This window comes from Stenotrophomonas sp. YJH_SMC_82 (assembly GCF_059368875.1).
Genome location: NZ_JCAFSE010000005.1, coordinates 252653 through 276397, shown reverse-complemented (window position 1 = coordinate 276397; position 23745 = coordinate 252653). Strand labels below are relative to the sequence as shown.

Here is a 23745-nt window from a genome sequence, read left to right as displayed (position 1 = left end):
GCAGGTGCAACAGAACGCGCCGGCAACCCCGTGCCGGCGCGGGGTCGGCCTCAGCCGCAGCGCACGCCGCTGACCAGGCCCTTGTCGTCCACTTCGATGTTCAGGCGGTCGCCGAGGAATTCCATCGTGGCCACGTCGTTGGGCTTCATGACGCGCAGCTGGTGGGCACCGGCATCTTCCTGCGCCTGCTTGCCCAGCGCGTCGGCGTAGGCCTGGCCGACCAGGCTCTGCACCTGGCTGGCATCGCAGGTGCCGACCGGCGGTGCCTCGGTGGCCTTGCCGGCTTCGTCGGCCGGTGCCTTGGCGGCTTCGGCAGCCTGCTGGGCATGGGCCGTGGCCGAATCCTGTTCATCCAGCGCCGGTGCCTGGCAGGCGGTCAGGGCCAGCACGGCCGGCAGCAGCAGGGCGGAGAGCGAACGGGCGCGAATCGGGAACGACATCATGACTCCGGAAGGGATTGTGAAAGCCCGAGCATAGCGGCGAACCGATCCTCACGTGTTTGTCTTGTGTTATCGACAGGATCGCGGCAGCGCGGCAGCGACACTGCGCGCATGCCGACCCCCTCTACCCCCGAACGACAGGCCGCGCGCGCTGCGGGCCTGCGCTATGTCGATGACACCCAGCCGGGCATCAGCCGGCGCCGCGCCGGCAAGGGCTTCAGCTACCGCGATGCCGATGGCCACGCGGTGCGCGATGCCGCCACCCTGCAGCGCATCCGCGCGCTGGCGATCCCACCGGCCTATACCGCCGTATGGATCTGCGCCCACGCCAATGGCCATCTGCAGGCCACCGGCCGCGATGCCCGCGGGCGCAAGCAGTATCGCTACCACGCCGATTGGGCCGCAGTGCGCGACGCCGGCAAGTTCGACCGGGTGATCGCCTTTGGTGAAGCACTGCCCGCGCTGCGGCGCCGGCTCAGCCGCGATCTCAAGCACAGCGGCTTCCCCCGCGAAAAGGTGCTGGCGGTCGTGGTCGCGCTGCTGGCCGACACCCTGGTGCGGGTAGGCAATGAGTCCTATGCCAAGGAAAACAGATCCTTTGGCCTGACCACGCTGCGCAACCGGCACCTCGACCTGCTGCGCGGCGGGCGCGTACGGATGCGCTTCCGCGGCAAATCCGGGCAGCTGCACGAAGTGACGGTAGGTGACCGCCGGCTGGGCACGCTGGTGCGCGGCGTGCAGCAGTTGCCGGGCCAGGCGTTGTTCCAGTATCGCGACGACGACGGTGCCATCCAGCCGGTCGACTCCGGTGCGGTCAACGATTACCTGCGCGAGGTGATGGGCGAGGAATTCACCGCCAAGGATTTCCGCACCTGGGGCGGCACCCTGGCCGCGGTGCAAGCATTCGCGGCCACCGAGTTGCCCGAACCGGCCAGCCAGCGTGCGCTGGCCAAGGTACAGCGTGAGGTGGTGTGCAAGGTGGCGACCCAGTTGGGCAATACGCCTGCGGTGTGCCGCAAGGCCTACATCGACCCCTGCGTGTTCGCCGGCTGGGAGCGCGGCGAACTGGCGGAACTGGCCGGCCTGCGTGGGCCGCGCCAGTGGGAACAGGCCACCCTGCGCGTGCTGCGCAGGGCGCGCCGGCTCAGCCGCAGGCGTCAGCCGCAATAGATCGCGGTGATGTTGTTGGTGCGGCCCTTCTCGATGGTCAGGCGGTCACCGCCTTCGTGTGCCGGCGGCACGCGCGGGCCGTCATGGCGCAGCACCTGCACGTGCAGGCTGTCGCTGTCCACGCGCGCGCGCTCGACGGTTGCGGCGGAGGCGGCCAGGCCGAGCGCACCACGCACCCTGTCGCTGTGGCACTGGCCGGAAATCACGCCGTCGATCGGCTGCACCTGGGCCACCGGCGTGCTGCTGCAGGCGGCGAGGGCGAGACAGACGGTGGCGGTGGCGATGGCATGCTTCATGGAAGGGTTCCTTGGTGTGGTTGCGTGCAGCGTGCGACGGCGCACGTGGTGGCGGAATGAACACCGTGCACATCGTGGATACGGTGCGCTCACCCCCGCCAACAGCCTGGGTGGAGACACTGCAGTCGCGGCGGATGCCGCCCCCGGTACTGCGGCGCATGCGCCCGGTAGTGCCGGCCGCTGGCCGCCGATCCCATTCCCCCCCGAGGAGACCTGCATGGCCACCACCCGAAAGACCCCCGCCCGCCGCAAAGCCTCACCCAAGGTGCGCAAAGGCAGCACCGCGACCCAGACCGCTGCCGACCCCGCTCGCCCGCGGGTGGTGAAGACCGCAACCCGCAAGGCGGCGGCTGGTGATCCCCGCGCCGCCCGCGTTGCCGCCCGGCAGCGGCGCCTGCAGGATCAGGAAAAGGCCAAGGACGCCCGCGCGGCCAAGAAGGCCACGAAAAAGACCGCGACCCAGGCCGGCGCACGCCGCCAGCCGGAGGCCATGCCGGCCCAGCAGCTGGCAAAGCCGGGGCACGAACACGAACTGGAGCTGGCGCCGCGCTTCCTCGCGCCGGACTACACCGGCAGCGGCAAGCTGCAGGGCATGCGGGCGATCGTCACTGGCGGTGATTCCGGCATCGGCCGTGCTGTGGCCGTGCTGTTCGCACGCGAAGGCGCCGATGTGGCGGTCCTGCACCTGGACGAGGCCGAAGATGCCGACATCACCCGCCAGCACGTGGAGCGCGAAGGTGGCCGCTGTGTGGTGATCGCCGGTGACGTGCGCGACCCGCGCTTCTGCAACAAGGCGGTCAAGCAGGTGGCCAAGGCCTTCGGTGGCATCGACATCCTGGTCAACAACGCCGCGTTCCAGCTGCACTGCGAGCGGCTGGAGGATCTGGAAGACGCGCACCTGCAGGAGACGCTGCAGACCAACATCGGCGGCTACATCCAGATGGCGCGTGCGGTACTGCCGCATCTGGGCGAGGGCGCCAGCATCATCAACACCGGCTCGGAAACCGGACTCTTCGGCAGCAAGGCGCTGATCGACTACTCGGCCACCAAGGGCGCGATCCATGCGTTCACCAAGGCCCTGGCCAGCCAGCTGCTGCCGCGCGGCATCCGGGTCAACTGCGTGGCGCCGGGGCCGGTATGGACGCCGCTGAACCCGGCCGACAAGCAGGCCGGGGATGTCGCCGAGTTCGGAAAGGACAGCGACATGGGCCGGCCTGCACAGCCTGAAGAGCTGTCACCGGCGTATGTGTTCCTGGCCTCGCCGGTCTGTGCAAGCTACATCAGCGGGGCGATCCTGCCGGTGATGGGTGGGCCGCGCGGCTGAGTCGTGTCGGTTCCCGCCTGGATCCGGCGGGGCAGCGAAGGTGTGCGGCCTGTCAAAGGCCCCACCGTGCGATTGGGGTAGGCTGATCCTGTACCGACCATGTTCAAGGACCGACCATGCCCGAAATGGATATCAATGCCGCAGCCAACGAGGTCGTCGCCCTGCTGCGGCGGAACGATGCGCGTGCTGCCGCCACCCGCCTCCAGGCCCTGCACGACGGACAGAGCGCAGTGGTGCAGGAATCGCTGGATCGCTATATCTCGGCGCGTGCGGCCGCCGAGCTTGAGGGCTTGCGCCGGAACGGGGGCGTGGCCGCAGCGGATGCAGCTACGGTGAATCCGATGCTGGATCGCTTGGGCGAGGCGACGCGCCCGCCGCGGATGCCCGATGCTGCCGAGACAGCGGGATTGAGCCAGGCCCAGCAGTACGACGTTTATGGCAGCATCGTGGCCCAGCGCGGCAACATCGCAGCGAACGATGCAATGGCGACCCAGGACCGCGTGGTGCTGGGGTTGCGCGATGAGAACCGCACGACCGAGGCGCGCGGACGTGGGGTCTACGATGACCGCATCGTGGTGCTGTGGAAGGATGCGCAGGGCCGCGGCCACGTGCGCGAGTTCAACCAGGCCACGACCGAGCCGACCGCCCAGTACGACGGCCATGCCAAGACCGCGCCGCGCAGCCCGGGCTTTGGGAATGTGGCGACGCGTGCCAAGACCGAGGGTGAGGACGTCAACGGCGACCGGGTCAAGGATCTGGGGCGCCTGGGCGAGGGCACCATCGAGATGCGCGTGACCACCCATCCGCGCAATGGGCATCCCGATGAGTTCGCGCTGCGTCCTTCGCAGGACGCGATCACTGCGGGCGCCGGACGGGTGGAGCGCGACAGCAATGGCGATGGCTGGTTCGATGCGCGTGATACCCAGGGCGTGCAGGACCTCAACGACACCTTCAAGATCCATCGTGGCAGCCGTTCCAACACCGATTCGGCCGGTTGCCAGACCATCGGTGGCGGCGAGTATGACGACTTCGTGTCGACGGTGCGCGGCACGCCTGGGCAGAACCGCTGGCAGTACGTGCTGACCTCGGTTGCACCCGGCCAGACGCGCGAATTGGGGCAGGACGTGCCGCTCGCGGCCAACGATGACCCCCGTCAGCCGCAGCATCGCGATCATGCCCTGCAGCAGCAGATCAGTACGCGCCTGCAGGCCCTGGGCGGACGCTACGCCGAGCATGCCGAGGACTACAGCCTGGTGATGCTGCGCGAAGCGAAGGCCGCGGGCATCACCCGGGTCGACCAGATCGTGGCCAGCAATCCCAGCGCCGGCCGTGCGGCTGGCGAGACACTGTTCCTGGTGCAGGGCAGCCCGGGCGATCCTGCGGCGCTGCGCGCAGGGGTCAATGCGGCCGAGGTGCGCGAGACCGCGGTGGAATCCAGCCTGCGCCAGCTGCAGCAGCAATCGCGCGAACAGGCTGCACCTGCGCCCGCGCCGGCACAGCAGCAGGACGCGCCGGCGATGGGAGGGCGTTGATCGATGATCCGATCGCAGTTGACGCCGAGCGTTCCATTGATGCTGCTGCTGGCCTGCAGTGCCTGCGCGCCCGCTGGAGAGCGCGTCGCGCCGGTGGCGCCCACTGCCAGCTCGGCCGCGAAACCGGAGGCCCTGCCTGCGCAGACCCTTCCCACGGATCGCGGACTGCCCGCATTGCCGAAGGCTTCCGGCAGCGGCCATCCCGGCGGCCGCTACGCTACGCTGCCCGAACCTGCCAGGCAGGTGCTGGCGCAGTTGAAGTGCAACGTGGAGAGCGCCAGCAAGGTGCAGGTGCTCTCCATTCCCGCGCAGGATGGCCAGCAGGATTTGATGGTTACTGATCGCAGCGGGCCGCGTTTCCGCTATTGGATGCGGTCGTTCTCCGGCAGTGGCGGTACCACCGGCTATCTGGTGCAGCTGCAGGGCTGCCCGGCAACCACCACGGGCATGCGCGCCTACATCGCACAGGGAGCCGCACCGCTGCAGGATGTCACCGCATCCATCCTGGCGCAGGCCGGATTGCCCGATGCGGCGACCATGACGGCCTACCAGGAAAAGGGCGCGGGCGATCTGTTCGCCTTCATCGGCGTGCTGGACAAAGTGCCAGTGCTGCGCTGGGTGGCCGAAGCCGACCCCGAACAGCCACTGGCCGCCGATGCACGCAGCTTCGACCATGGCAATGCCATCCACGGCGGTTTCCTGCACTGGAACCAGGATCACTTCGAAGTGGCCAGGGCCGTTCCCGCCGCGCTATGGCCCTGCGATGACAGCCCGTTGCTGCCGTGCAAGGCCGACCCGTTCGTGACGGGGCGTTGAGGCATCGCGCACATAGAAGTCGGCAATGCGCGGAATGAACTGCTGCGGATTGGCACCGACCAGGTTGGTCAGCACCACTACCGCCACGCCGCGCTCGGGATAGACCACGAAGGCTGAGCGTGCCCCGCCGATGCCGGCCACCTGCAGGTCGGGTGAGGCGTTCAGCACCGGCCAGCCGCCGGCCCAGGCACCGGCGCGACCGTCGGCCAGGCGCTCGACGGTCCACATGCGCTGCCGGGCCGGGTCCTGCAGCAGGCGGCCTTCGGTCAGTGCGACGAGCCAGCGCGCGGTGTCGTCGGCGGTGGTGAGGATGCCGCCACCGGCCCAGAGCGAAGGCGGTATGTCGTAGAACCAGTGCGACAGGCGGGACGGTGCATCCACAGCATCGGTGGCACGCGGGGCCAGGCTGTACATCGTCGCCGCATCCGGAATCAGGTCGTAGCTGTCGCCGAAGGTGGTGCGGGCCATGCGCGCGCTGCTGAACTGGCGTGTGGCCAGGAAACGTTCGTAGGACATACCGGATTGCTGCGCGATGATCCGTGCCAGCAGGACATAGTTGGTCTGGTTGTAGGCGAAGCGCTGCCCGGGGGCCGCTTCGACAGGGCGCGCGGTGACTGCCGCCCATGCCTGTGCCTCGGAACCACCGCCAAGCAGTCCGTTCGCATCGAGGATGTCCGGAAGGCCTGAGGTATGCGCCAGCAACTGGCGCACGCGTACGTCTTTCCACGCAGGTGGAAGATCATCCAGGTAGCGCGACGCCGGCGCGTCCAGATCCAGCTGCCCCCGCTGTGCCAACTGTGCGGCGGCCACGCCGGTGAACGCCTTGGTGGCCGAATTGAGCGGGAAGCGGGTGTCGCGCGTGGCAGGCACGCCATTCTCGACGTTGGCCAGGCCATAGGCCTCTGACAGCACGATCTGTCCCTGCTTGACCACGGCGACCTGCAAGCCGGGGATGCGCTGTTCCAGCATGACCTGGCGGATCAGGCGGCGGGTCTGGTCGTTGGCCGGGTCGTGGCTGGCAGAGATGGCAGCGAAGGGCAGTGCACTGATGAGCATGAGCAGCACTCGGAGCGTGGGACGGAACATGCGGCATTCCACTGGGACGTTGCGGATCGGATGCAGACGGCGCGTCAAAGGTTTAAGGGCGCGGTGGTGCCTACCGTTCGTCGGCCCATGACTTCCGGGGGGTTGACTACAGTTGTCGTCACGCAGACAGTGGCGACACGTGTAGTCAAGGGAGTGGTGTCATGCGTGGCAAGACGATCGGGGACCAGGAGCTGGCCCTGCTGCAGTACATCGATGAACATGCGCCGGCCACGGTCGGCGAGGTCGCCAGTGGCTATGGGGAGGCCCGTGGGCTGGCCCGCTCCACCGTGCTGACGATGATGGAGCGACTGCGGGCGAAGGGGTATCTTCAGCGCCAGCAGCAGGACGGTGTCTACCGCTACCAGGCCACGCGTGGCCCGCAGAGCGTGCTGCAGGGCGCGGTGGCGCAGTTCGTCGACAACACCCTGCAGGGCTCGGTGTCGCCGTTCGTGGCCTACCTGTCGCAGCGCCAGGAGGTCAGCGACAACGAGCTGGCCGAGCTGGAAGCGCTGGTTGCCCAACTCCAATCGCGCCGCCACGAGGGCTGAGCCATGGACACCACGATGCTGATCCCGATGTTGGAACGGCTGGGCTGGACCAGCCTGCAGACCGTACTGCTGGTGGCCCTGGTGTATGGCGTATGCCGCGCGCTGCCGTCGCTGTCGGCGGCGACCCGCTGCCGCCTGTGGTGGCTGGTCTCGCTGCAGGCTGTGCTCGGCCTGTTCTGGAGCCAGCCGTTGCAGCTGGCCTGGCTGCCGGCGCCGCAGGCGGTGGCGATGAGCGCGACCGATGTGGCCGCCGACATGGTCTACCCGCTGGCCCCGGAGGCCTCGGCACAGCTGTTGGCCGCAATGCCGATGCCCGCCGCGGACGTGCCGGCGGTGGCATGGTGGGCCGTCGCACTGGCCACGCTGTGGATGTCCGGCGTGCTGCTGATGGCCCTGCGTACCTTCGGTGAGTGGCGTCGCTGCCGCGCGCTGCTGGCAGCGGCCTATCCCTGCGAGGACGAGGCGCTGGTGCAGGCCCTGCAGCTGGCCTCCGATGCGCACGGCGTGCGTCCTGCGCCGCGGTTGTGGATGAGCACGCAGGTGGACGCACCGCAGCTGGTCGGGCCGTTCCGCCCGGTGCTGCTGCTGCCGGCGGGCGACAACGCCCTGCAGGGCGACGCGCTGGACCTGGCCCTGACCCACGAACTGCAGCACCTGCAGCGGCGTGACCTGCAATGGGGCCTGCTGCCTGCACTGGCCCAGCACCTGTTCTTCTTCCACCCGCTGCTGCGCCTGTCGGTGCGTGAATATGCACAGGCGCGCGAGGAAGCGGTGGATGCAGCGGTGGTTGGCCAGCACGGTGCCAGCCGCCAGGCCTATGGCCGTCTGCTGCTGCAGCTGGGCGTGGCACCGCAGCCGCATCTGGGCGTGGCCAGTGCCGCACCGGATACCACCAGCCTCAAGCGCCGCCTGCTCTCGCTGCAGTCGCGCCGGTCCTGCCCGCGCATCCTGGCGATGGCGTTGACTGCGGTGGTGCTGGTGGTGGGCGTGGCGCCGATGCGGCTGGTCGCAGCGCCGGTGCCGCCGGCACCGCCCGCGCCTCCTGCGGCGCCGAAGGTCGTGCCGCCGCCGCCGCCGAAGGCTCCGAAAGCGCCGCCCGCACCGCCTTCGTCCGCGCGCGTTCCGGCCGTGCCGGTGGCGCCCGCGCCGCCCGCCGAGCCGGCTGATGTCGAGGCGTTGTCAGGTCCGGACGATGCGGATGTGGCGGTCGACGTGGATGCGGATGTCGATGTCGATACCGGCATGCGCAGTGAACACACGACCTCCCGCACCACTTCCATCACCACCTACGGCCGCCTGGACCTGGGCAAATCGCCGCCGGAGGCCTTCGTGCTGGTAGATGGCGATTCGACCTTCGCCAACGGCGGCATGGACGACGTGACGGTGGCCCGCAGACAGCTCGGCAAGGGCCCGGCGCTGTGGTTCCGCAAGGGCGACAAGCGCTACGTGGTGCGAGACCCGATGATGATCCAGAGCCTGCAGCGTGCCTACAGCGGCGCGGCGGATCTGGGCCGCCAGCAGAGCGAACTGGGCCGGCAACAGAGTGCGCTGGGTCGCCAGCAGGGCGAACTCGGCAGGCAGATGGGCGAGATGGGCCGCCTGCAGGGCGAGGAGGCGCGCCGCATGGCACTGGCCGCTGCCGAGGCTGCGCGCAGCGCGGTGGCCGCGCATGACATCAACCGCGAAGCGGCGGCAGAAGCGGCGAAGGCGGCGCGGGGCGCGACCAACGATGCGGCCATTGCACGTGAGGCTGCACGTGAGGCTGCTGCAGAGGCACGTCGTGCGATGCAGGAAGTGGACAACGAAACCGCGCGGGCCACCCACACCCGCGGCATGCAGCGCCTGGCCAGCCAGCAGTCTGAACTGGCCAGCCGCCAGGCGGCGCTGGGCAGCCGGCAGGCTGCGTTGGGTGAGCGTCAGGCACGCGTGCATGAGCAGGCGTCGCGGCAGGCGCAGCAGGTGATCGCGCGCGCACTGGCCAGCGGCAAGGCCGAGCGACTCTGACTGGTAGTGCCGGCCGCTGGCCGGCAATGTGGGGTGCCGGCCAGTGGCCGGCACCCACTGGGTTGATCAACCGCAGCTGGCGCGCTCGATCCGGTTCTGACCGTCCACCTGCACCGTCACGCGGTCCTGGCGGAAGTCCATGGTTACCGCCATGCCCGGCTTGACCACGCGCGCGTTGCGGGCACCGCTATCGGCGACCAGTTTCTTGATGGTGGCCTCGTCGGCGGTCTTGCCGGTGAAGGCTTCCAGCGCTTCCGGCCTGCATTCGTGGGCGGCATCGGCCACCGGTGCCGGTGCGGCATCGTGGGTGGTGCTGCTGCCGGCGTGGCTGCAGGCGGCCAGCGGCAGGATGGCGAGCAGGGCAAGCGGATTGAGGCGCATCGTCGGGCTCCAGGCGTGGATGGTGGCGGCAGTGTCACCGCTGCCACCGTCAGGGCATGTCAACGCGGCCCTTGGCCATTACTGCCCGACCAGCGCCAGTGTTTCGCGCTCGCGCTGCTCCTCGCGCACCAGTCGCTGCAGCAGCAGGGCCAGGGTGACCACGTCCTGATGGTTGTGGTCGGCCACCCGACGCAGGTTCACCGCATCGCCGCCGCGCAGGAAACGCAGCCATGCGCCCGGGGCTTCGGAGCCAGGCAGGTCATCCTCGCGCACCACGCGCAGCAGCTGGCGCTCAATGGTGGACAGCTTGCAGTTCTCCCACGTGCCGCGATAGCGGCGGCGGGTCGGGTAGAGCAGGTCGACGTGATCCAGCGCGCTGATCGGGCAACGCTGGCGGGCCAGCCGGTAGCGCGTCTTCAGCAGCGGCGCATCGTAGCTGCGCCCGTTGTAGCTGCAGAACACGGTGGACGGCTGCAGCCAGCGGGCGAAGGTGGCCAGCATCGCGTCCTCGGCGGCCATCGTCGACATCAGCAACTGGCGGATGCGCAGGCCTTCGCCACGCTGCGGGCACACGTGCCAGTCGGCGGCGCCGATCATGAAGGCGCGGGTGCCAGTGCCGCCGGCCAGGCCGGTGGTCTCGGTATCGAAGAACAGCAGGTCGCGCGCGGCGACGTGCTCGTGCTCGCGCCTGGCGAAAGCCAGGGAAAGCGGTTCTGCGGGAATCGGTTGCGGCTGCAGCGACTCGATCAGGAACAGCCCCGGCGCGATTTCCTCGCCGGGGAGCTGGCGATCCTGGGCACTGGCGCGTGCCGGTGCGGCTCCACCACGCGAGCGCAGGCCGAGCAGGCGGTGCAGGCTGCCCACTTCCGGTCGACGCAACGGTGCGGCGGCCGTCACAGGCGCGGCAGCGCCGGTCGGCTTGTGGCGGATTTCCTGTTCGACCCAGGCGAACACCGAGCGCTCTGCCGGTGGCTGCCGTGCATCGTTGGCGGCTACCGGGGCCGGCGCCGGGGGGGGCGGCTCGGGTGCCACCGGCGTGACTGCTTTCGGGTCGCCGGCCTGCTTCCGCAGCAGGCGCAGCTTGTCCAGGCTCAGGCTCACGGTGCCAGCAGCTCCATCGGCTCGCGCGTGGTCACCACCAGGTCGCGCACGTGCTGGCAGGCTTCTGCGTCGAACAGGTCGAGCACGCGCAGCGCCAGCGCGCGCGGCGAGGTTTCATCTTCCTCCTGTGCAGCCAGCACCGGGCCGACACAGGCCGGGCAACCGGCCTTGCAGTCGCAACGCTGCACCAGTTCGCGCGCGCGCTGCACCAACTCGGCCTGGCGCTGCCACAGCGGCTCGCTCAGGCCAACGCCGCCAGGAAAGTTGTCGTACAGATAAACGGTCGGCACGAACTCCTGCAGCAGCTCCACCGCGCCAGGGTCGCCTTCGCTGCCGCGCAGCTGGCCACGGCCGCTCTGGTCGGCGATCGCGAACCAGGCACCATCGCCGTTGCCGACTGACTTCTGCAGATCGCGCGCATCGGCCATCACCGCCACGGTGGCGACGATGTGCAGGGCATACGCGGCGCCAAGGAAGCCATCCAGCGCATCCTGCTTGCTGGCGAACGCGCGCAGCAGCAGCGCCTGCGGCAGCTGCCACCACACCGCAGTGGTGTGCAGTTCCTGGTCGGGCAGGTTCACCGGCCCATAGCCGATGTTCTCGTGGGTGTAATAGCGGATCTTCTTGTAGCCGGCCACGCGACGCACCACGTGCACTTCGCCATGGTGCGAATCGCCACGGCCGGCCACGCCACCGTCGAAACGGTCCAGCACCTTGAGCTTGGTGAAGTCGATGCTGTCGGTGTAGTAATCCACATGCGTGCGGGTGACATAGGCCTTGCGGCCGTCCCAGTCCAGCGTCTCCACCTGGTAGGGCGTGGACTGCACCATGTGGATGGCGCCTTCGTACAGGGTGAGTGCGGCGGCGGAATAATCGACCTCGGCGATGATCTGCTGGCGGCCGTCGCTGCGGTCGACCACCACGAAGTTGCCGTCGGCCACCGCGCGCAGGCTCACCGCGTTGGCCGGATAGCTGTCGGCGATCCATTCCCAGCGCTCGCCTTCGCGGTGGATGACTTCGGTTTCGGCCAGCGCTTCCAGGAACACTTCCGGATCGATCGGGCCGAAGCCATCGCCAACCCGGAACGGCAGTTCGAAGGCTGCGCAGCGGATGTGGTCGAACAGGATCAGCGGCTGGTCAGGTGCAATGCGTGCATGTTCGGGCGAGGCCTCGGCGAAGAAGTCCGGATGCCGCACCACGTACTGGTCCAGCGGCTGCGAGCTGGCCACCATCACCCCCAGCGCCGGCTGCTGGCGGCGACCGGCGCGGCCGAAGCGCTGCCAGGTGGCGGCCACGCTGCCGGGATAGCCGTTGAGAATGACCACGTCCAGGCTGCCGATATCCACGCCCAGTTCCAGCGCCGACGTGCTGACGATGCCGTCGATGTTGCCGGCGCGCATCGCACGCTCGGTCTCGCGGCGCTCGGTGGGCAGGTAGCCGCCACGGTAGGCGCGGATGCGCGGCGGCTTGCGCGGGTCGTGGTCGAAGATGTCCTTCAGGTACTTGGTCAGCACTTCGACCATCAACCGGGTCTGCGCGAACACCAGGGTCTTCAGCCCGGACTTGATCGCGATGCGCGCGATGCGGTTGCTCTGCGAGCGTGCCGAGGCGCGCAGGCCCAGGTCCGGATTGATCACCGGCGGGTTCCACAGCAGTACCTGTTTCGGTCCGCTGGGCGCACCGGATTCGGTGATCGCGGTGACCGGTGCCTCGATCAACGCCTCGGCATGCGCCTGCGGATTGCCGATGGTGGCCGAGCACAGGATGAACTGCGGTTGCACGCCGTAGAACGCGCAGATGCGCTTGAGCCGGCGCAGCACGTTGGTGACGTGGCTGCCGAACACGCCGCGGTAGGTGTGTACTTCGTCGATGACGATGTAGCGCAGGTTCTCGAAGAACTGCGCCCACTTGGTGTGATGCGGCAGGATCGCCTGGTGCAGCATGTCCGGGTTGGACACCACGATGTCGCCATGCAGGCGGATCGCCTGGCGCGCATCACCCGGGGTATCGCCATCGAAGGTGAAGGCCTTGACGCCCAGATCGCCGGCACGGTTGAGTTCCAGCAGCTCGGCCACCTGGTCCTGTGCCAGCGCCTTGGTCGGGAACAGGTACAGCGCCTTGGCCTTGTCCTGCATCGCCGCGCTGACCACGGGCAGGGTGTAGCACAGCGACTTGCCGCTGGCGGTGGGGGTGACGATGGCCACGTGCTCACCACGCTGGCTGGCGTCCCAGGCCTCGGCCTGGTGGCTGTAGAGCTGCTCGATGCCGCGTGCCTTCAGGGCCGCGGCCAGGGCCGGCGGTACCGCATCGGGAATGGGGGCATAGCGGCCCTCGCGGCCGGGAATGGCAAAGCTGCCGGTGATGCGGTCCTGGTAGCGGCGCTGCAGGCGCGCGCTGAGCAGGGCGCCGTCACGGGCGGGCAGGCCATCGCGGGTGGCGAGCTTCTGCTCGGCATCGGCGGTGCGCTTGGCGAGTTCGTAAGCCATGGAAAGTGGAGCCGGGACGGATTGCGAGGGGTCACATGGCACCACATCCACGTCTCAGGATGTGAGACATCGCACACGGAGGGCGTGAACCGTTCAGTGCTCGCGTCCCGTGGCGCCGCCGCATCTCCCCTGGCTGAACAGCTGCCAGTGCAGCAACGAAATCTGAAGCCGGCATCCGTATCCTTGGGCGCTGGACGCAACCAACAGGGCGGATGGCTGTGGCACGACGTGGAACGCAGGGAGCACTCCTGGCCGGCATGCTGCTGGCCGGCATCGCGCAGGCGCAGCAGGCCGCGCCGGTATCGGTGCCCGATCCTGCACCCGTTCCCCCTGCTGATGCCCCGGCAGCAGCCACCGCGCCGATCTCCACCGCCCTGCCGCAGGACAACGTCACCACCCTCGGCGAGGTGCGTGCACTCAAGCCCGACGACGAGCCGCTGGACCTGTACCGCTTCAAGAACCCGGTGAAGTTCGGCGACAACCGCTTCAGCCGCGACTGGAGCGAGCCACCGTCACCGGAGCAGGTCAGCATGGGCGGCGGCTACATCATGATGGGCGTGGTCAAGGGCGTGCTGGCGGCGGGCCGGGGCCTGAACAAGCTCACCGGTGGCCCCGACCAGATCCAGTCCGCCATCGCCCGGCCACCGCCTGAGCTCAGTGCCGAACAGCGGCAGCGTGCGCTGCGGTTCTCCCAGCAGCAGGATGCCGGTGATGCACCGCCGGTGAAGTAGGCCGGTATATCCTGCCGGTTCCTCAACCGATAGCGCTGCCATGTTCCTGCGTTCGTTCTGCCTGCTGGCTGCATTGCTGCCCGCGTCTGCCTTTGCTGCCGGCATCGCCGGTGATGGCGCGTGCCGCAATGGCGCGTTCCCCTCCGAACAGAGCCGGTTCGCGCTGGCGCGGGTGGTCGACGCACCGCGCCTGTATCTGCTCGGCGACATGGACGGGTGCCCCGCCAAGGGCGAACCGGCCTGCCGCCAGCGCAGCTATGTGGTCAACGGCGATACGGTGGTGACCGGTCGCGACCTTGGCCGCTACCGCTGTGCGTTCTTCCCGAACAAGGTGGGTGGCAGCGCCGGCTGGGTGGACCGCAGCAAGCTGCAGCCGTTGCCGGTGGCCGTGCCAACGCTGCAGGACTGGGTGGGCCACTGGAAAGACGGCGACAACGGCCTGCGCATCACCGTGCAGGGTGGACGACTGCATGTGGATGGCGACGCCTACTGGCCTTCTGCCAACCCCACGCCGGAACAGCGCCCGTATGGCCCGAACATGGGCCAGGTGGAAGCGCGCGCGACGCCGCGTGGTGCTGATGTCGAGTTCGTCGAGGACACGTGCCGGGTGCGCGTGCACTCGCTGGGCGAGGTGCTGATCGTGGCCGACAACAGCGAATGCGGTGGCATGAACGTGCGCTTCAACGGCGTGTACCGGCGCGCGGGGAAACGCTGAAGGACGCATGACGGAGGGGGTCAGAGCCCTGTCGTGGGCGAAAGGGATCCGACCCCGGGTCAGCGCCGCCGCTCCAGCCACCACAGCAGCGAAGCGCACACCGTGAACGCCAGCCACCAGGGCCAGCGCGAGCCCGGCACGGGCTGCATCATCGCCGTGTTCGTCGGCCCGCTGACGGCCAACGCCCGCGTGGTTGCATCGATCATCGCCTGCTGGTGCAGTGCAGGTGCGGCCTTCGGGTCGAACACATAGCGCCAGACCGTGGTGTCGCCGTGCTGCAGGCGCTGCCAACCCGCCTCGCGCGGCCACCAGCCGGCGCAGCGCAGGGTCGACGTTGCGCCGTCAACGATCAGGGGCACGCTGTCTCCGCGCGCGTTGAAGACCTGCAGTGGCGCCTGCACGCCGCACAGCGCCTGCCGTTCGCCCGCCCAGCCGAGCGTCTGCGGCGACCACAGCGCATCACCGCTGCCCTGCGCACGCCCCAGCGTGGCGACGACGCTGCTCCAGAGTTCACCGTGGCGATCATCGCGTCCGGCCAGCACCCAGCGCCAGCTGTCGGTGATCGGCAGCAGGCCGATGCGACCCTTGCCGGCAGCGCGCCAGCCGCCGACGGCCTTGCCCGACCCATCCCGCAGCAGGGCGTTGCTGCCTGGCGCCTGCAGCGCCAGTGCTTCCAGCGCGGGCAGGGGCGCACTGTGCGAGCTGCGGTCAGCCTCCTCGCCGTAGCCGGTCGGCAGCGTTCCGGCGGCGAGCGGGCCGCGTCGTGCGGCGAGGACCGCGCTGTCGCCATCGCCGGGAAGTTCGAGGGCGTGGCTGCTGCCATCGCCCTGCACTGGCAGGCCCAGATCGCGGAGGCGCTGGCGCGCGCCGGCTGCAGGTGCGCCTGCACTGCGCAACAGAACGCCAAGGCCGTCACGCAACGCCTGCCGCACGGCAGCCAGCTGGCCGGCACTCAATGCGGTCAGGCTGCGCTCGTCCAGCAGCAACAGATCGCTGCGCGCGAGTGACGCTGCATCCAGCGCGACCGCGCCATCCCCCACGCTGACACCTGCCCCGGTATCGGCCTGTACCTGCACGCGGATGCCGGTATCGGCGGCCCAGCGGCGCAGGTACTTCAGCTCCGGGCCCGGCGCACTGGCACGCACCAGCATGCGCAGCGGTGCCGCCGGCAGGGTCTGCTGCGGTACCGGCGCGCTGTCCACCACATGACCGCCGGCATCGAGCAGGCGCAGCTGGAACACGCTGCGGCCCTCGGCGCGGGCGATGCCGCTGAGCTGCACGTGACCGTCCTCGGCAACGTCCACGCGATCGACCACGCTGTCGGCGGGGTCAAGCAGTTCCGCCTTGGCCTTGGCGACGCCGCGCGCCTGTGCATGCACGTCGAAGCGTGCGCCGGGCGCGGTGTCGGCGGGTGGCTGCAGCGCGATCCACCCGCGCGTCGGAGCTACCGGCTGCCAGCGCACGTCGCGTGGCAGTACCGCGTCGCGGTCACGCGCGACCAGGCCGGCACCGACCAGCGTCAGCGTGGAAGCCGGATGCTGGCGCAGCGCCGTGGCCAGGTCCGGCACGCGCTGGCCCCCAGGCACATCGGCAGCCTCAGGCAACAGCAGCCGCGGGCCTGCGCTGGCCGGCAGCGCGCCGGCCTTGTCGGCATCGATTCCCAGCACGACCAGGCCGACCGCGGGTTGCTGGCCGGTGGGCGGGACCAGGCAGAAGTACAGCAGCGTGGCAGCGATCAGCTGCAGCGCAATCACGATCCACTGGCGGCCACGACGCGCGGCATTGCCACGCAGCTGGCGCACGCTGGCGATGACCACGATCAGGGCGAGTGCCAGCGCAATCCACAGGTTCACAGCGGAGGCGTTCATGGCTGTGCCTCCAGCGCATCAAGGTACCGCTGCCCCATCGCATCGGCGGCGTTGCGCCGCATTGCCTGCGGCAGGGGTCGCTGCAGCGCGCGCCATACCTGTGCGCGCAGGCGCTGGCGGCAGTCGCGGCAGCCGGGTTCGATGCGCAGCTGCTCGATGGCCGCGGCCAGGTCCAGCGCATCGGGCAGGTAGGCGGCATTGCGCTGCTGCCAGCTGGCGAGTGCGTCGAGGTCGGGCACGCTGGTGTCATCGCCGAGGCGCTGCCACGCTTCGACGATGGCCGGATCGGGCGGGGTGCGGGCGGCCAACGGCAGTTCACGGCTGGCCAGCCCAGCGCGATCGCCACCCAGCCGGCGGCCTTCATCGATCGGCGGCAGCTCCGGCCCCACCCGTGCCAGGTAGATGCGCTCGGCCTGCTGCACCTGCTTGATGAACCCCAGTGCCTTGTAGGCGAACGGCAGTGCCTGCTCCGGACGGCCCTGGCGCAGCTCGCCTTCGGCCGACCACATCTGGTCCAGCGCGGCCTTCAGCGTGGCGCGGGTCTGTGGGTCGAGCAGGGTCGCGGCCTCGGCATGGTCGTGGGTGTGGCCGTACTCCGACAGCACATCGGTGGCGCTGCCGAACACCGGTGGCGTATCGGCACTGGCCGCCTTGCCGCCGTGATCGTGGCCATGCGCGTCGTGCGCACCGGCCTCGGCGCCATGGTCGTGATCGTGATCGTGTTCGTCGTCGTGGCTGTCTGCGGTCGGCGCATCGCTGGTGGGCAGGTCGCTGGTCGGCGGTGGCTTCGGTGCACCTTCGCTTTCTTCGCCCAGGAACTGGCCATAGCGCAGGCGCAGGATGCGCTGGTCGACACCGATCGCATCGCTGCGTTTCACGAAGTCCTCGGCGGCGAGGCTGCGTCGCTGCCGGATCAGCGCTTCGGCATCGATGATGATCTGCCGCTGGCTGCGGAAATAGGCCGGCAGGGTCTTCTTGATGCGGCCTTCCAGTTCGGCACCGAGTGCAACCTCGGCGCTGGGCAGGCGCAGGATCACGCTGCTGCTGCGCCCGGTCTGCGGTGTTGGCGCGTGGTTGTCGCGCACTTCCAGCTGGGCGATGACATCGTTGCCCGGTTGCGCGCCCAGCGCAGCCAGATCAAGCGTGTGGGCGAAACGCCGCGCGGTGGCTTCGCCGCTGCCGGCAAGCGTCACGCTGCGTTTCACGAAGGTGATGTTCTCACCGCTGCCCTGGGTGGTGGTGATCGACAGCGTTGCCTGCGCGGCTACGCCATAGTCGTCGGTGGCCTCGAAGCGCAACGACCACTGGCGTTGCCCGGGCGTGCCCAGCACCAGGCTGGCGGCCGGCTCCAGCACGTGTACGCCGGGCGCGCGGTCGGCGACCACGTCCAGACGATGCAGGTCGGTTCCGGCCAACGCCGGCTCGCTCACCACGCGGTACAGCACCGGCGTGCGCGCCACATCCTGTGCCTGCCACTGGCCATCGTGTTCGTTCAGCGGCAACCGGCGACCATCGTGGAACTGCAGCCATGCCTTGTCCGGTGCGCGATCGAAGCGCAACGACCACGACAGCCGGCTGTCGGCGGCGACCTTGGCATCCAGTGCGTTCTGGGTGAGCGTGGCTTGGCCGGTATAGGCCGGCGCGTCGATGCGCATGCGGGTGGACTGCAGGTGCAGTGGGCCCGCGGCAGCCGTGCTGCCAGGCGCCGACGCACGGGCCGGCGCGGAGCCGGGGCTGGAACGTGGCCAGCCGAATGCCAGCGCAACGATGGCCAGGCCTGCGATCCAGCACAGCGCCAATGCTCCACGCGGCCAGCGCGGACGCAGTTCCGGCATCGCGCGTTCCAGCGTGGCCAGCACATGCGCGCGCTGGCGCTGCTGCAGCGGATTGAGGGTAAGCGCATCGGCAAACAGCAGGTCGGCACTGTCCTCACTGGCGCCGCTGCCATCGAGCTGGCGCTGCAACCACTGCGGGTCCAGCTGGCGGGAGCGTGCCGTGGCGAGCGCTGCGCAGGCAAGCAGGCCGATGGTGCCGATCACGCAGGCCATATCGAAGCCCGCCAGGCGCAGCGCCAGCACCGTTGCGGCCAGCGCCCACGGCAGGCCCAGCAGCAGGGTGACGAGCGCACGGCGGCGGCGCGCGTGCTGCCAGGCGAGCTGCAGGGTGTTCATGCGGGCCCCCTGCGTCGATGACTGCTGGCCATCCAGCGTTCCAGCGCGAACAGCAGCACGATGGCCAGCAGCAACCACGGGGTGAGCTTGCGCAGCGGCGGCGTTGCCGCAGGCAGTGCTGCCTGGCGGGGGGCCTGGTCCCGGGCATCGCCGAGGCGTGGCAGCGGAGGCGGCTGCAGAGCCAGCAGCAGCGCGCGTGGCAACTGCGGATCGCGCAGCGCAGCGTTGCCTGAGGCATCCCAGTCGCCGGGCAGAGACAGCAGGACACCGTGGCCGATGCGTTGCTGCCACAGCAGCGGGGAGCCCTCGGTGTTGCGCAGCAGGATGCTGGCCTCGGCGGCAGGCTTGCCGGCAGTCACTACACGTCCGCCGTCCTGCAGCCACGCCTGCCAGTTCGCCGGCAGTGCGCCAGTGCGGCTCCACACGCCGATCTCGCCGCGCTCGGGCAGCGCATCCGCCACCAGAGGCGCGAGCGGCGCCTGCCTGCCCCACGCGCGCTGCAGTGCATTCAACCAGTGCTGGACGGCGGCCGAAGCATCGCTGTGCACGCGCAGGCGCGGCAACGTTGCGGCACTCGGTTGCTCACTCACCGGTATCGGCTGCGGACGCCACTGCACCTCGCGCGACAGCTGCAGGCGTGCGCCGTCCAGGCCGGGCAGGGGATCGGGAACGTGCACGGTCAATGCGGTGCCCGCAGGCAGCTGTGCGTCCAGTTCGCGCAGCAGGCTGGGCAGGGAAGCCGTGGACGCGGGTGGCACTTGATCAATGGCCGGGAAGCCGGGCGCCAGCCAATGCCAGTTGCCCGCTTCGGCGGTGCCGCGTAGTGCGGTCGCGTCCAGCCCTGGGGCTACGACCGTCCACGCAGTGGGGGCTGGCGCAGGCCCGGTCAATGCAGGTCGTGCCAGCAGCAAGGCCAACGCGGCAAGCAACAGCAGGCGCACCAGCAGCAACGGCCAGTCATCGAAGCGGATGCGCTGGCGCGGCCGGATCTGTGCACGCAGCCAGCGCAGCGCGGCGAAATCCAGCGGTGTGTACGGATGGCGGCGGGCGAGGTGGATCAGCAGCGGCAGCAACCCTGCAGCGAGCGCGGCCAGGCCCAACGGGAACAGCAGGGTCATGCGCCGCCCCTGCGGCCAAACAGTGCCTGCAGTGGTTGGTCCAGCGGCTGGTCGAGCCAGCCAGTGGCACTGGCGATGCCGCTGGCCTGCAGGCGCGACTGCAATGCGTTGCGTGCGTCAGCGAAGCGTTGCAGGTAGTCGGTGCGGATCGCCGCGCCATCGCCCAGCAGTTCCTCGCCGGTCTCCGGATCGCGGAAGCGATGGCCTGCGCCGAACGGGAAGTCACGCTCGTCGGCGGTGAGGATCTGCAGCAGTGCCACTTCGCGGCGTGCGCTGGCCAGTTGTTCCAGCAGCACAATGCCGGCCTCGTCAAAACCGTCGCCGATCGCCAGCAGCAGGTCGCCCGGGCGCACGCGCTCCCACAGCGGGCGCAGGCGATCGGCCACAGGCCAGCCGCCACGCGCCTGCAGCGCATGCAGTTGCAGGTGCACGCGATCACGCTGGCGTGCGCCGTTAGCTGCGGGCACCAACTGCAGTCCATCGCCATTGATCGCCAGCAGGCCGAAACGGTCGCCCTGCTGCAGGGCCAGTTCCACCACGCAGGCGGCCACACCGCGCATGTGGTCCAGGCGGATGCGCTGCGGTGCCGCGCGATCGGCCTGGCCGGCCGAGGCGGTGGCATCAAGCAGCAGCCAGACCGTGATCGGGCTTTCGCGTTCGGATTCGCGCACGAAGAAGCGGTCCGAGCGTGCATACAGCTTCCAGTCGATCTGGCGCAGCTCATCGCCTGGTTCGTAGGCACGGTACTGGGCGAATTCGAGGCCGGCACCGCGGCTGCGGCTGGCGTGCTGGCCGATGCCACTGGCGCCACTGGCCAGGCGTGGCCGCACGCGGAGCGTGCGCAGGCGCGCACGCAGTTCCGGTGGCAAGGTCAGCGGGGTACCGGCGTTCACGGGTGGCTCAACCCGGGAACGGCACGGCCTGCAGCAGGGCGGCGACCACGTCGTCGGCACGCTTCTGCTCGGCCTCGGCGGCGAACGACAGCAGCAGGCGATGGCGCATCACCGGCGCGGCCAGCGCCTGCACATCCTCGCGGGTGGCGGCAAAGCGGCCCTGCAGCAATGCGCGCGCTTTTGCCGCCAGCACCAGCGACTGTCCGGCGCGCGGGCCCGCGCCCCACTTCACCCACTGGTTGATCGCGGCGGGTGCGCCTTCGCCTGGGCGGCTGGCGCGCACCAGGCGGGTGATCCAGGCCAGCACATCCGGGCTGACGTGCACCTGGCGTACGGCGGCCTGCAGCGCGATCACCGCCTCTGCATCCATCACCTTCGGCACCGCGTCGGTGGCGCCGCCGGTGGTCTGTTCCAGGATCTGCCGCTCCTCGTCCTCGCTGGGGTAATCCACCAGCACGTGCAGCAGGAAGCGGTCCAGCTGCGCTTCCGGCAGTGGGTAAGTGCCCGCCTGCTCGATCGGGTTCTGTGTGGCCAGCACGAAGAACGGCGCCGGCAGTGCGTAGGTGGTGCCGGCGTAGCTGACCGTGCGTTCCTGCATCGCTTCCAGCAGTGCGGCCTGGGTCTTGGGCGGGGTGCGGTTGAGTTCGTCTGCCAACAGCAGGTGGGTGAAGATCGGGCCCTGCTGGAAACGGAAATGGCGATGGCCGGTGCCGTGGTCTTCCTCCAGCAGTTCGGTGCCGAGGATGTCGCTGGGCATCAGGTCGGGGGTGAACTGCACGCGCCGGAACTGCAGTTCCAGCGCCTGCCCGAGCGAGCGCACCAGCAGGGTCTTGCCGAGCCCGGGCGCGCCTTCCAGCAGGCAGTGGCCGCCGGCCAGCAGGCCGATCAGCAGCTGCTCGACCACGGTGTGCTGACCCACCACGGCGCGTGCAAGCGCGGCGCGCAGCGCATCCAGGCGTGGCAACAGGGAATCGAGGTCGGGGGAAGTCATGGGCGTGCAGGTCCTATCAATTGTTCAACGCGTACATCACGATGTTGACGCCGAAGCGGGTGTTGTCTTCGGCCAGGAAACGCTTGTTGCGCCAGTCGTAGTCCCACTCGCAGCCGTAGTCCTTGTTGCTGTAGAGCAGCCCCAGGCGGCCATCGACCTCGATGCCCTTCAGGTAGTCGTGCACCAGGTCGTCGCCCCAGCCATTGAGTTCGAAGCTGGTGGCCGGCGGGCCATCGGGGAAACGGAAGAAGCTGCGGTACAGCGGGTGGCTGTTGGGCAGCTTCTGCAGTGCCCTGGGACCAAACAGGCGGCCCATCTGTGCCTCGAACGAGGTGGCGAACAGCCCATCGATATCGTGGTTGCAGTCGTCGACGAAGACGAAGCCGCCATTGCGCACATAGCGCACGAAGTTCTGCCGCTCGGCGGCATTGAACTCCACCAGCGTGTGGCCGGCCAGGTAGCAGAACGGCGCTTCCAGCATGCGCGGGTCGGCCAGTGCCACCACGTGCTCCTGCGGGTCCACGCGCAGCGAGGTGTAGTCGATCAGCGAGGTGATCAGGTTGGACGGCATGCGCGCGTCCACGTCCCAGTCACCGGAGTCGTACTGCAGGCGGGTGAACCAGAAGTCGTAGCGCGAACTGCGCGGGCCTGCCTGTGCCCAGGCCGGCAGCGCCGCCGCCGAAGCGGCAGCGGCCAACCAGCGCAGGCAGGCCCGGCGATCCATCAGACGGCGTCGGACAGCGAGGTGAAGGTGAAATCGCGCAGCTTCATCGGCGGGATCATCATCACGTAGCTGGACTCATCACCGGCCACACGCACCGGCTTGCCCAGCTCTTCGATGTTGTTGAGCATGATCACCGGCGACTCGTTGAAGCGGAAGTTCTTCACCGGGTGCTTGATCTGGCCGTTCTCGATGTAGAAGGTGCCGTCGCGGGTGAGGCCGGTCAGCAGCACCGTCTGCGGATCGACCATGCGGATGTACCAGGTACGCGTGACCAGGATGCCCTTCTGGGTGCCACGCACCAGCTCGGCGGTGCTTTTGTCGCCACCGCTCATCAGCAGGTTGCCCGGCGAGGCCTTGGCGGTCTTGCCCTGCTTCTGCGCCCAGAAGCGCGAGTAGTCCAGGTTGGCGATCTTGCCGTTCTCGATGATGGCCATGCGCTCGCGCGGCAGGCCTTCGTTGTCCCACGGCAGCACCGGTGCGTCCGGATGCCACGGATCGGCGATCATGGTCACGCGCGGGTCGTAGACCTGCTCGCCCAGCTTGTTGCCACCACCCTTCTTCGACAGGAAGCTGCGGCCTTCATCGGCCGAGCGCGCACTGAAGAAGTTCATCATGAAGCTGATCAGGCCTGCCGCTGCGGCCGGCTCCAGGATCACCGTGTACTTGCCCGGTTCCAGCGCCTTGGCTTCGGCCGACTCGGTGGCCTTGCGCATGGCGATGCGGATGTCCTGGTCGGCCTTGAAGTCGGCCGCATCCTTCAGGTTGCGGCCGACCCAGCCCGAGCCGCGGCCATCTTCAGTGCGCACGGTGCAGGTGTAATCGAAGTTGGTGGTGCGCTGGTAGGCGAAGTTGCCGTTGCTGTTGGCGGTGGCCTGGAAGCCCTGGCCGTCCTCGAGGAAGCCGGCGGCGATCAGGCCGTGACCACGGCACGGGGCGATCGAATCGGCGGCGACCTTGGCACGGAACGCCGGATCGATGGCAGCAGTGGATTCGCTGAAGGTGGGGCTGGCGCGGTAGCTCTGCTTGCCGATGGCCGGCATGAACTCCGGGTTCTCCGGGGCCAGGCGGGCCAGGTCTTCGGCACGGCGCACCACGCGTTCCAGCGCGGCATCGTCGAACTCGTTGATCGAGGCGGTGCCGACGCGCTTGCCGAAGGCGACGGTGACTGCCAGTTCGGTGTTGTCGACGATGCCACTGGTGGAGACATTGTTCAGCGCGAAGCGGATGTTGCCGCTGATCGCGCCGGCCAGCACGGCGGTGCACTCGTCGGCCTTGGACAGGGCGATGACCTTGTCGAGGATGGCCTTGGCCTGGGCTTCGGTGAAGATACTCATGGTGTAAGGGCTCCTG

General features: G+C 69.2%; 21 protein-coding genes. 8 read left to right on the top strand and 13 right to left on the bottom strand.

The genetic code is table 11. The annotated features are described in order from the left end of the window. Positions 1–50: 50 nt before the first annotated feature. Positions 51–440, bottom strand: coding sequence for an I78 family peptidase inhibitor (locus AC5P53_RS18800; protein WP_014035471.1), 390 nt, complete (start codon positions 438–440; stop codon positions 51–53). 111 nt (positions 441–551) lie between these two features. On the opposite strand from AC5P53_RS18800, the gene AC5P53_RS18795 reads away from it, so the two are divergent. Continuing rightward, complete coding sequence (locus tag AC5P53_RS18795; protein ID WP_014645460.1) at positions 552–1610, top strand: DNA topoisomerase IB; 1059 nt, start codon at positions 552–554, stop codon at positions 1608–1610. Here the strand turns inward: AC5P53_RS18795 and AC5P53_RS18790 are convergent. Continuing rightward, the gene (locus AC5P53_RS18790) at positions 1598–1906 is read right to left on the bottom strand and encodes a putative periplasmic lipoprotein (RefSeq protein WP_049442524.1); all 309 of its coding nucleotides are present in this window, start codon (positions 1904–1906) and stop codon (positions 1598–1600) included. The genes AC5P53_RS18795 and AC5P53_RS18790 overlap by 13 nt on opposite strands. Before the next feature lie 217 nt (positions 1907–2123). Here AC5P53_RS18790 and AC5P53_RS18785 point away from each other — a divergent pair, with 217 nt between their 5' ends. The 3 genes from AC5P53_RS18785 (at position 2124) to AC5P53_RS18775 (ending at position 5578) form a co-directional block, all read left to right on the top strand. Next, positions 2124–3230: an SDR family oxidoreductase gene (locus tag AC5P53_RS18785; protein ID WP_014645462.1), complete on the top strand. Its 1107-nt coding sequence runs from the start codon at positions 2124–2126 to the stop codon at positions 3228–3230. Between the two features lie 116 nt (positions 3231–3346). Further along, positions 3347–4762, top strand: coding sequence for an XVIPCD domain-containing protein (locus AC5P53_RS18780; protein ID WP_241887667.1), 1416 nt, complete (start codon positions 3347–3349; stop codon positions 4760–4762). Between the two features lie 3 nt (positions 4763–4765). Further along, positions 4766–5578, top strand: coding sequence for a hypothetical protein (locus AC5P53_RS18775; RefSeq protein ID WP_075075917.1), 813 nt, complete (start codon positions 4766–4768; stop codon positions 5576–5578). Here AC5P53_RS18775 and AC5P53_RS18770 read toward each other — a convergent pair. Further along, on the bottom strand, positions 5513–6634 hold the full coding sequence (locus AC5P53_RS18770; RefSeq protein ID WP_241887666.1) for a serine hydrolase domain-containing protein: 1122 nt from the start codon (positions 6632–6634) through the stop codon (positions 5513–5515). The two genes, AC5P53_RS18775 and AC5P53_RS18770, sit on opposite strands and share 66 nt — an antisense overlap. Before the next feature lie 191 nt (positions 6635–6825). Between AC5P53_RS18770 and AC5P53_RS18765 the strand changes: the two genes are divergently transcribed. Continuing rightward, positions 6826–7212, top strand: a complete 387-nt coding sequence (locus AC5P53_RS18765) for a BlaI/MecI/CopY family transcriptional regulator (RefSeq protein ID WP_142235502.1) — start codon at positions 6826–6828, stop codon at positions 7210–7212. 3 nt (positions 7213–7215) lie between these two features. Then, positions 7216–9216 (top strand): M56 family metallopeptidase, encoded by a 2001-nt coding sequence (locus AC5P53_RS18760; RefSeq protein WP_241887665.1) that lies wholly within the window; start codon positions 7216–7218, stop codon positions 9214–9216. Between the two features lie 66 nt (positions 9217–9282). On the opposite strand, the gene AC5P53_RS18755 is transcribed toward AC5P53_RS18760, so the two are convergent. The 3 genes from AC5P53_RS18755 to AC5P53_RS18745 form a co-directional block, all read right to left on the bottom strand. Further along, positions 9283–9597: an I78 family peptidase inhibitor gene (locus tag AC5P53_RS18755; RefSeq protein ID WP_014645466.1), complete on the bottom strand. Its 315-nt coding sequence runs from the start codon at positions 9595–9597 to the stop codon at positions 9283–9285. A gap of 78 nt (positions 9598–9675) precedes the next feature. Beyond that, positions 9676–10698 carry a ribonuclease H-like domain-containing protein gene (locus AC5P53_RS18750; protein ID WP_241887664.1) on the bottom strand — a complete coding sequence of 341 codons (1023 nt, stop codon included), beginning with the start codon at positions 10696–10698 and terminating at the stop codon, positions 9676–9678. Next, positions 10695–13184: a DEAD/DEAH box helicase gene (locus AC5P53_RS18745; protein WP_241887663.1), complete on the bottom strand. Its 2490-nt coding sequence runs from the start codon at positions 13182–13184 to the stop codon at positions 10695–10697. Before AC5P53_RS18745 ends, AC5P53_RS18750 begins: the two co-directional genes overlap by 4 nt. 212 nt (positions 13185–13396) lie before the next feature. On the opposite strand from AC5P53_RS18745, the gene AC5P53_RS18740 reads away from it, so the two are divergent. Together AC5P53_RS18740 and AC5P53_RS18735 are read left to right on the top strand one after the other, a co-directional pair. Then, positions 13397–13915, top strand: coding sequence for a hypothetical protein (locus AC5P53_RS18740; RefSeq protein WP_032957598.1), 519 nt, complete (start codon positions 13397–13399; stop codon positions 13913–13915). 40 nt (positions 13916–13955) lie between these two features. Beyond that, positions 13956–14630: a hypothetical protein gene (locus tag AC5P53_RS18735; RefSeq protein WP_049442519.1), complete on the top strand. Its 675-nt coding sequence runs from the start codon at positions 13956–13958 to the stop codon at positions 14628–14630. A 59-nt stretch (positions 14631–14689) separates the two neighbouring features. Here the strand turns inward: AC5P53_RS18735 and AC5P53_RS18730 are convergent, their stop codons facing one another. The 7 genes from AC5P53_RS18730 to AC5P53_RS18700 are packed head-to-tail and all read right to left on the bottom strand — an operon-like array spanning position 14690 to position 23729. Beyond that, positions 14690–16498, bottom strand: coding sequence for a hypothetical protein (locus tag AC5P53_RS18730; protein ID WP_049442518.1), 1809 nt, complete (start codon positions 16496–16498; stop codon positions 14690–14692). After that, entirely contained in the window at positions 16495–18669 is a 2175-nt protein-coding gene (locus tag AC5P53_RS18725) for a DUF4175 domain-containing protein (RefSeq protein WP_241887662.1), read from the bottom strand. Before AC5P53_RS18725 ends, AC5P53_RS18730 begins: the two co-directional genes overlap by 4 nt. Next, entirely contained in the window at positions 18666–19787 is a 1122-nt protein-coding gene (locus tag AC5P53_RS18720) for a BatA domain-containing protein (protein WP_075075909.1), read from the bottom strand. The genes AC5P53_RS18725 and AC5P53_RS18720 overlap by 4 nt, the downstream gene beginning before the upstream one ends. After that, positions 19784–20680 (bottom strand): DUF58 domain-containing protein, encoded by an 897-nt coding sequence (locus AC5P53_RS18715; RefSeq protein WP_241887661.1) that lies wholly within the window; start codon positions 20678–20680, stop codon positions 19784–19786. The genes AC5P53_RS18720 and AC5P53_RS18715 overlap by 4 nt, the downstream gene beginning before the upstream one ends. 7 nt (positions 20681–20687) lie before the next feature. Next, positions 20688–21671: an AAA family ATPase gene (locus AC5P53_RS18710; RefSeq protein ID WP_014645475.1), complete on the bottom strand. Its 984-nt coding sequence runs from the start codon at positions 21669–21671 to the stop codon at positions 20688–20690. A gap of 16 nt (positions 21672–21687) precedes the next feature. Then, the gene (locus tag AC5P53_RS18705) at positions 21688–22395 is read right to left on the bottom strand and encodes a DUF4159 domain-containing protein (RefSeq protein WP_005411842.1); all 708 of its coding nucleotides are present in this window, start codon (positions 22393–22395) and stop codon (positions 21688–21690) included. After that, entirely contained in the window at positions 22395–23729 is a 1335-nt protein-coding gene (locus AC5P53_RS18700) for a TldD/PmbA family protein (RefSeq protein WP_014645476.1), read from the bottom strand. Before AC5P53_RS18700 ends, AC5P53_RS18705 begins: the two co-directional genes overlap by 1 nt. Between the last annotated feature and the right edge of the window lie 16 nt (positions 23730–23745).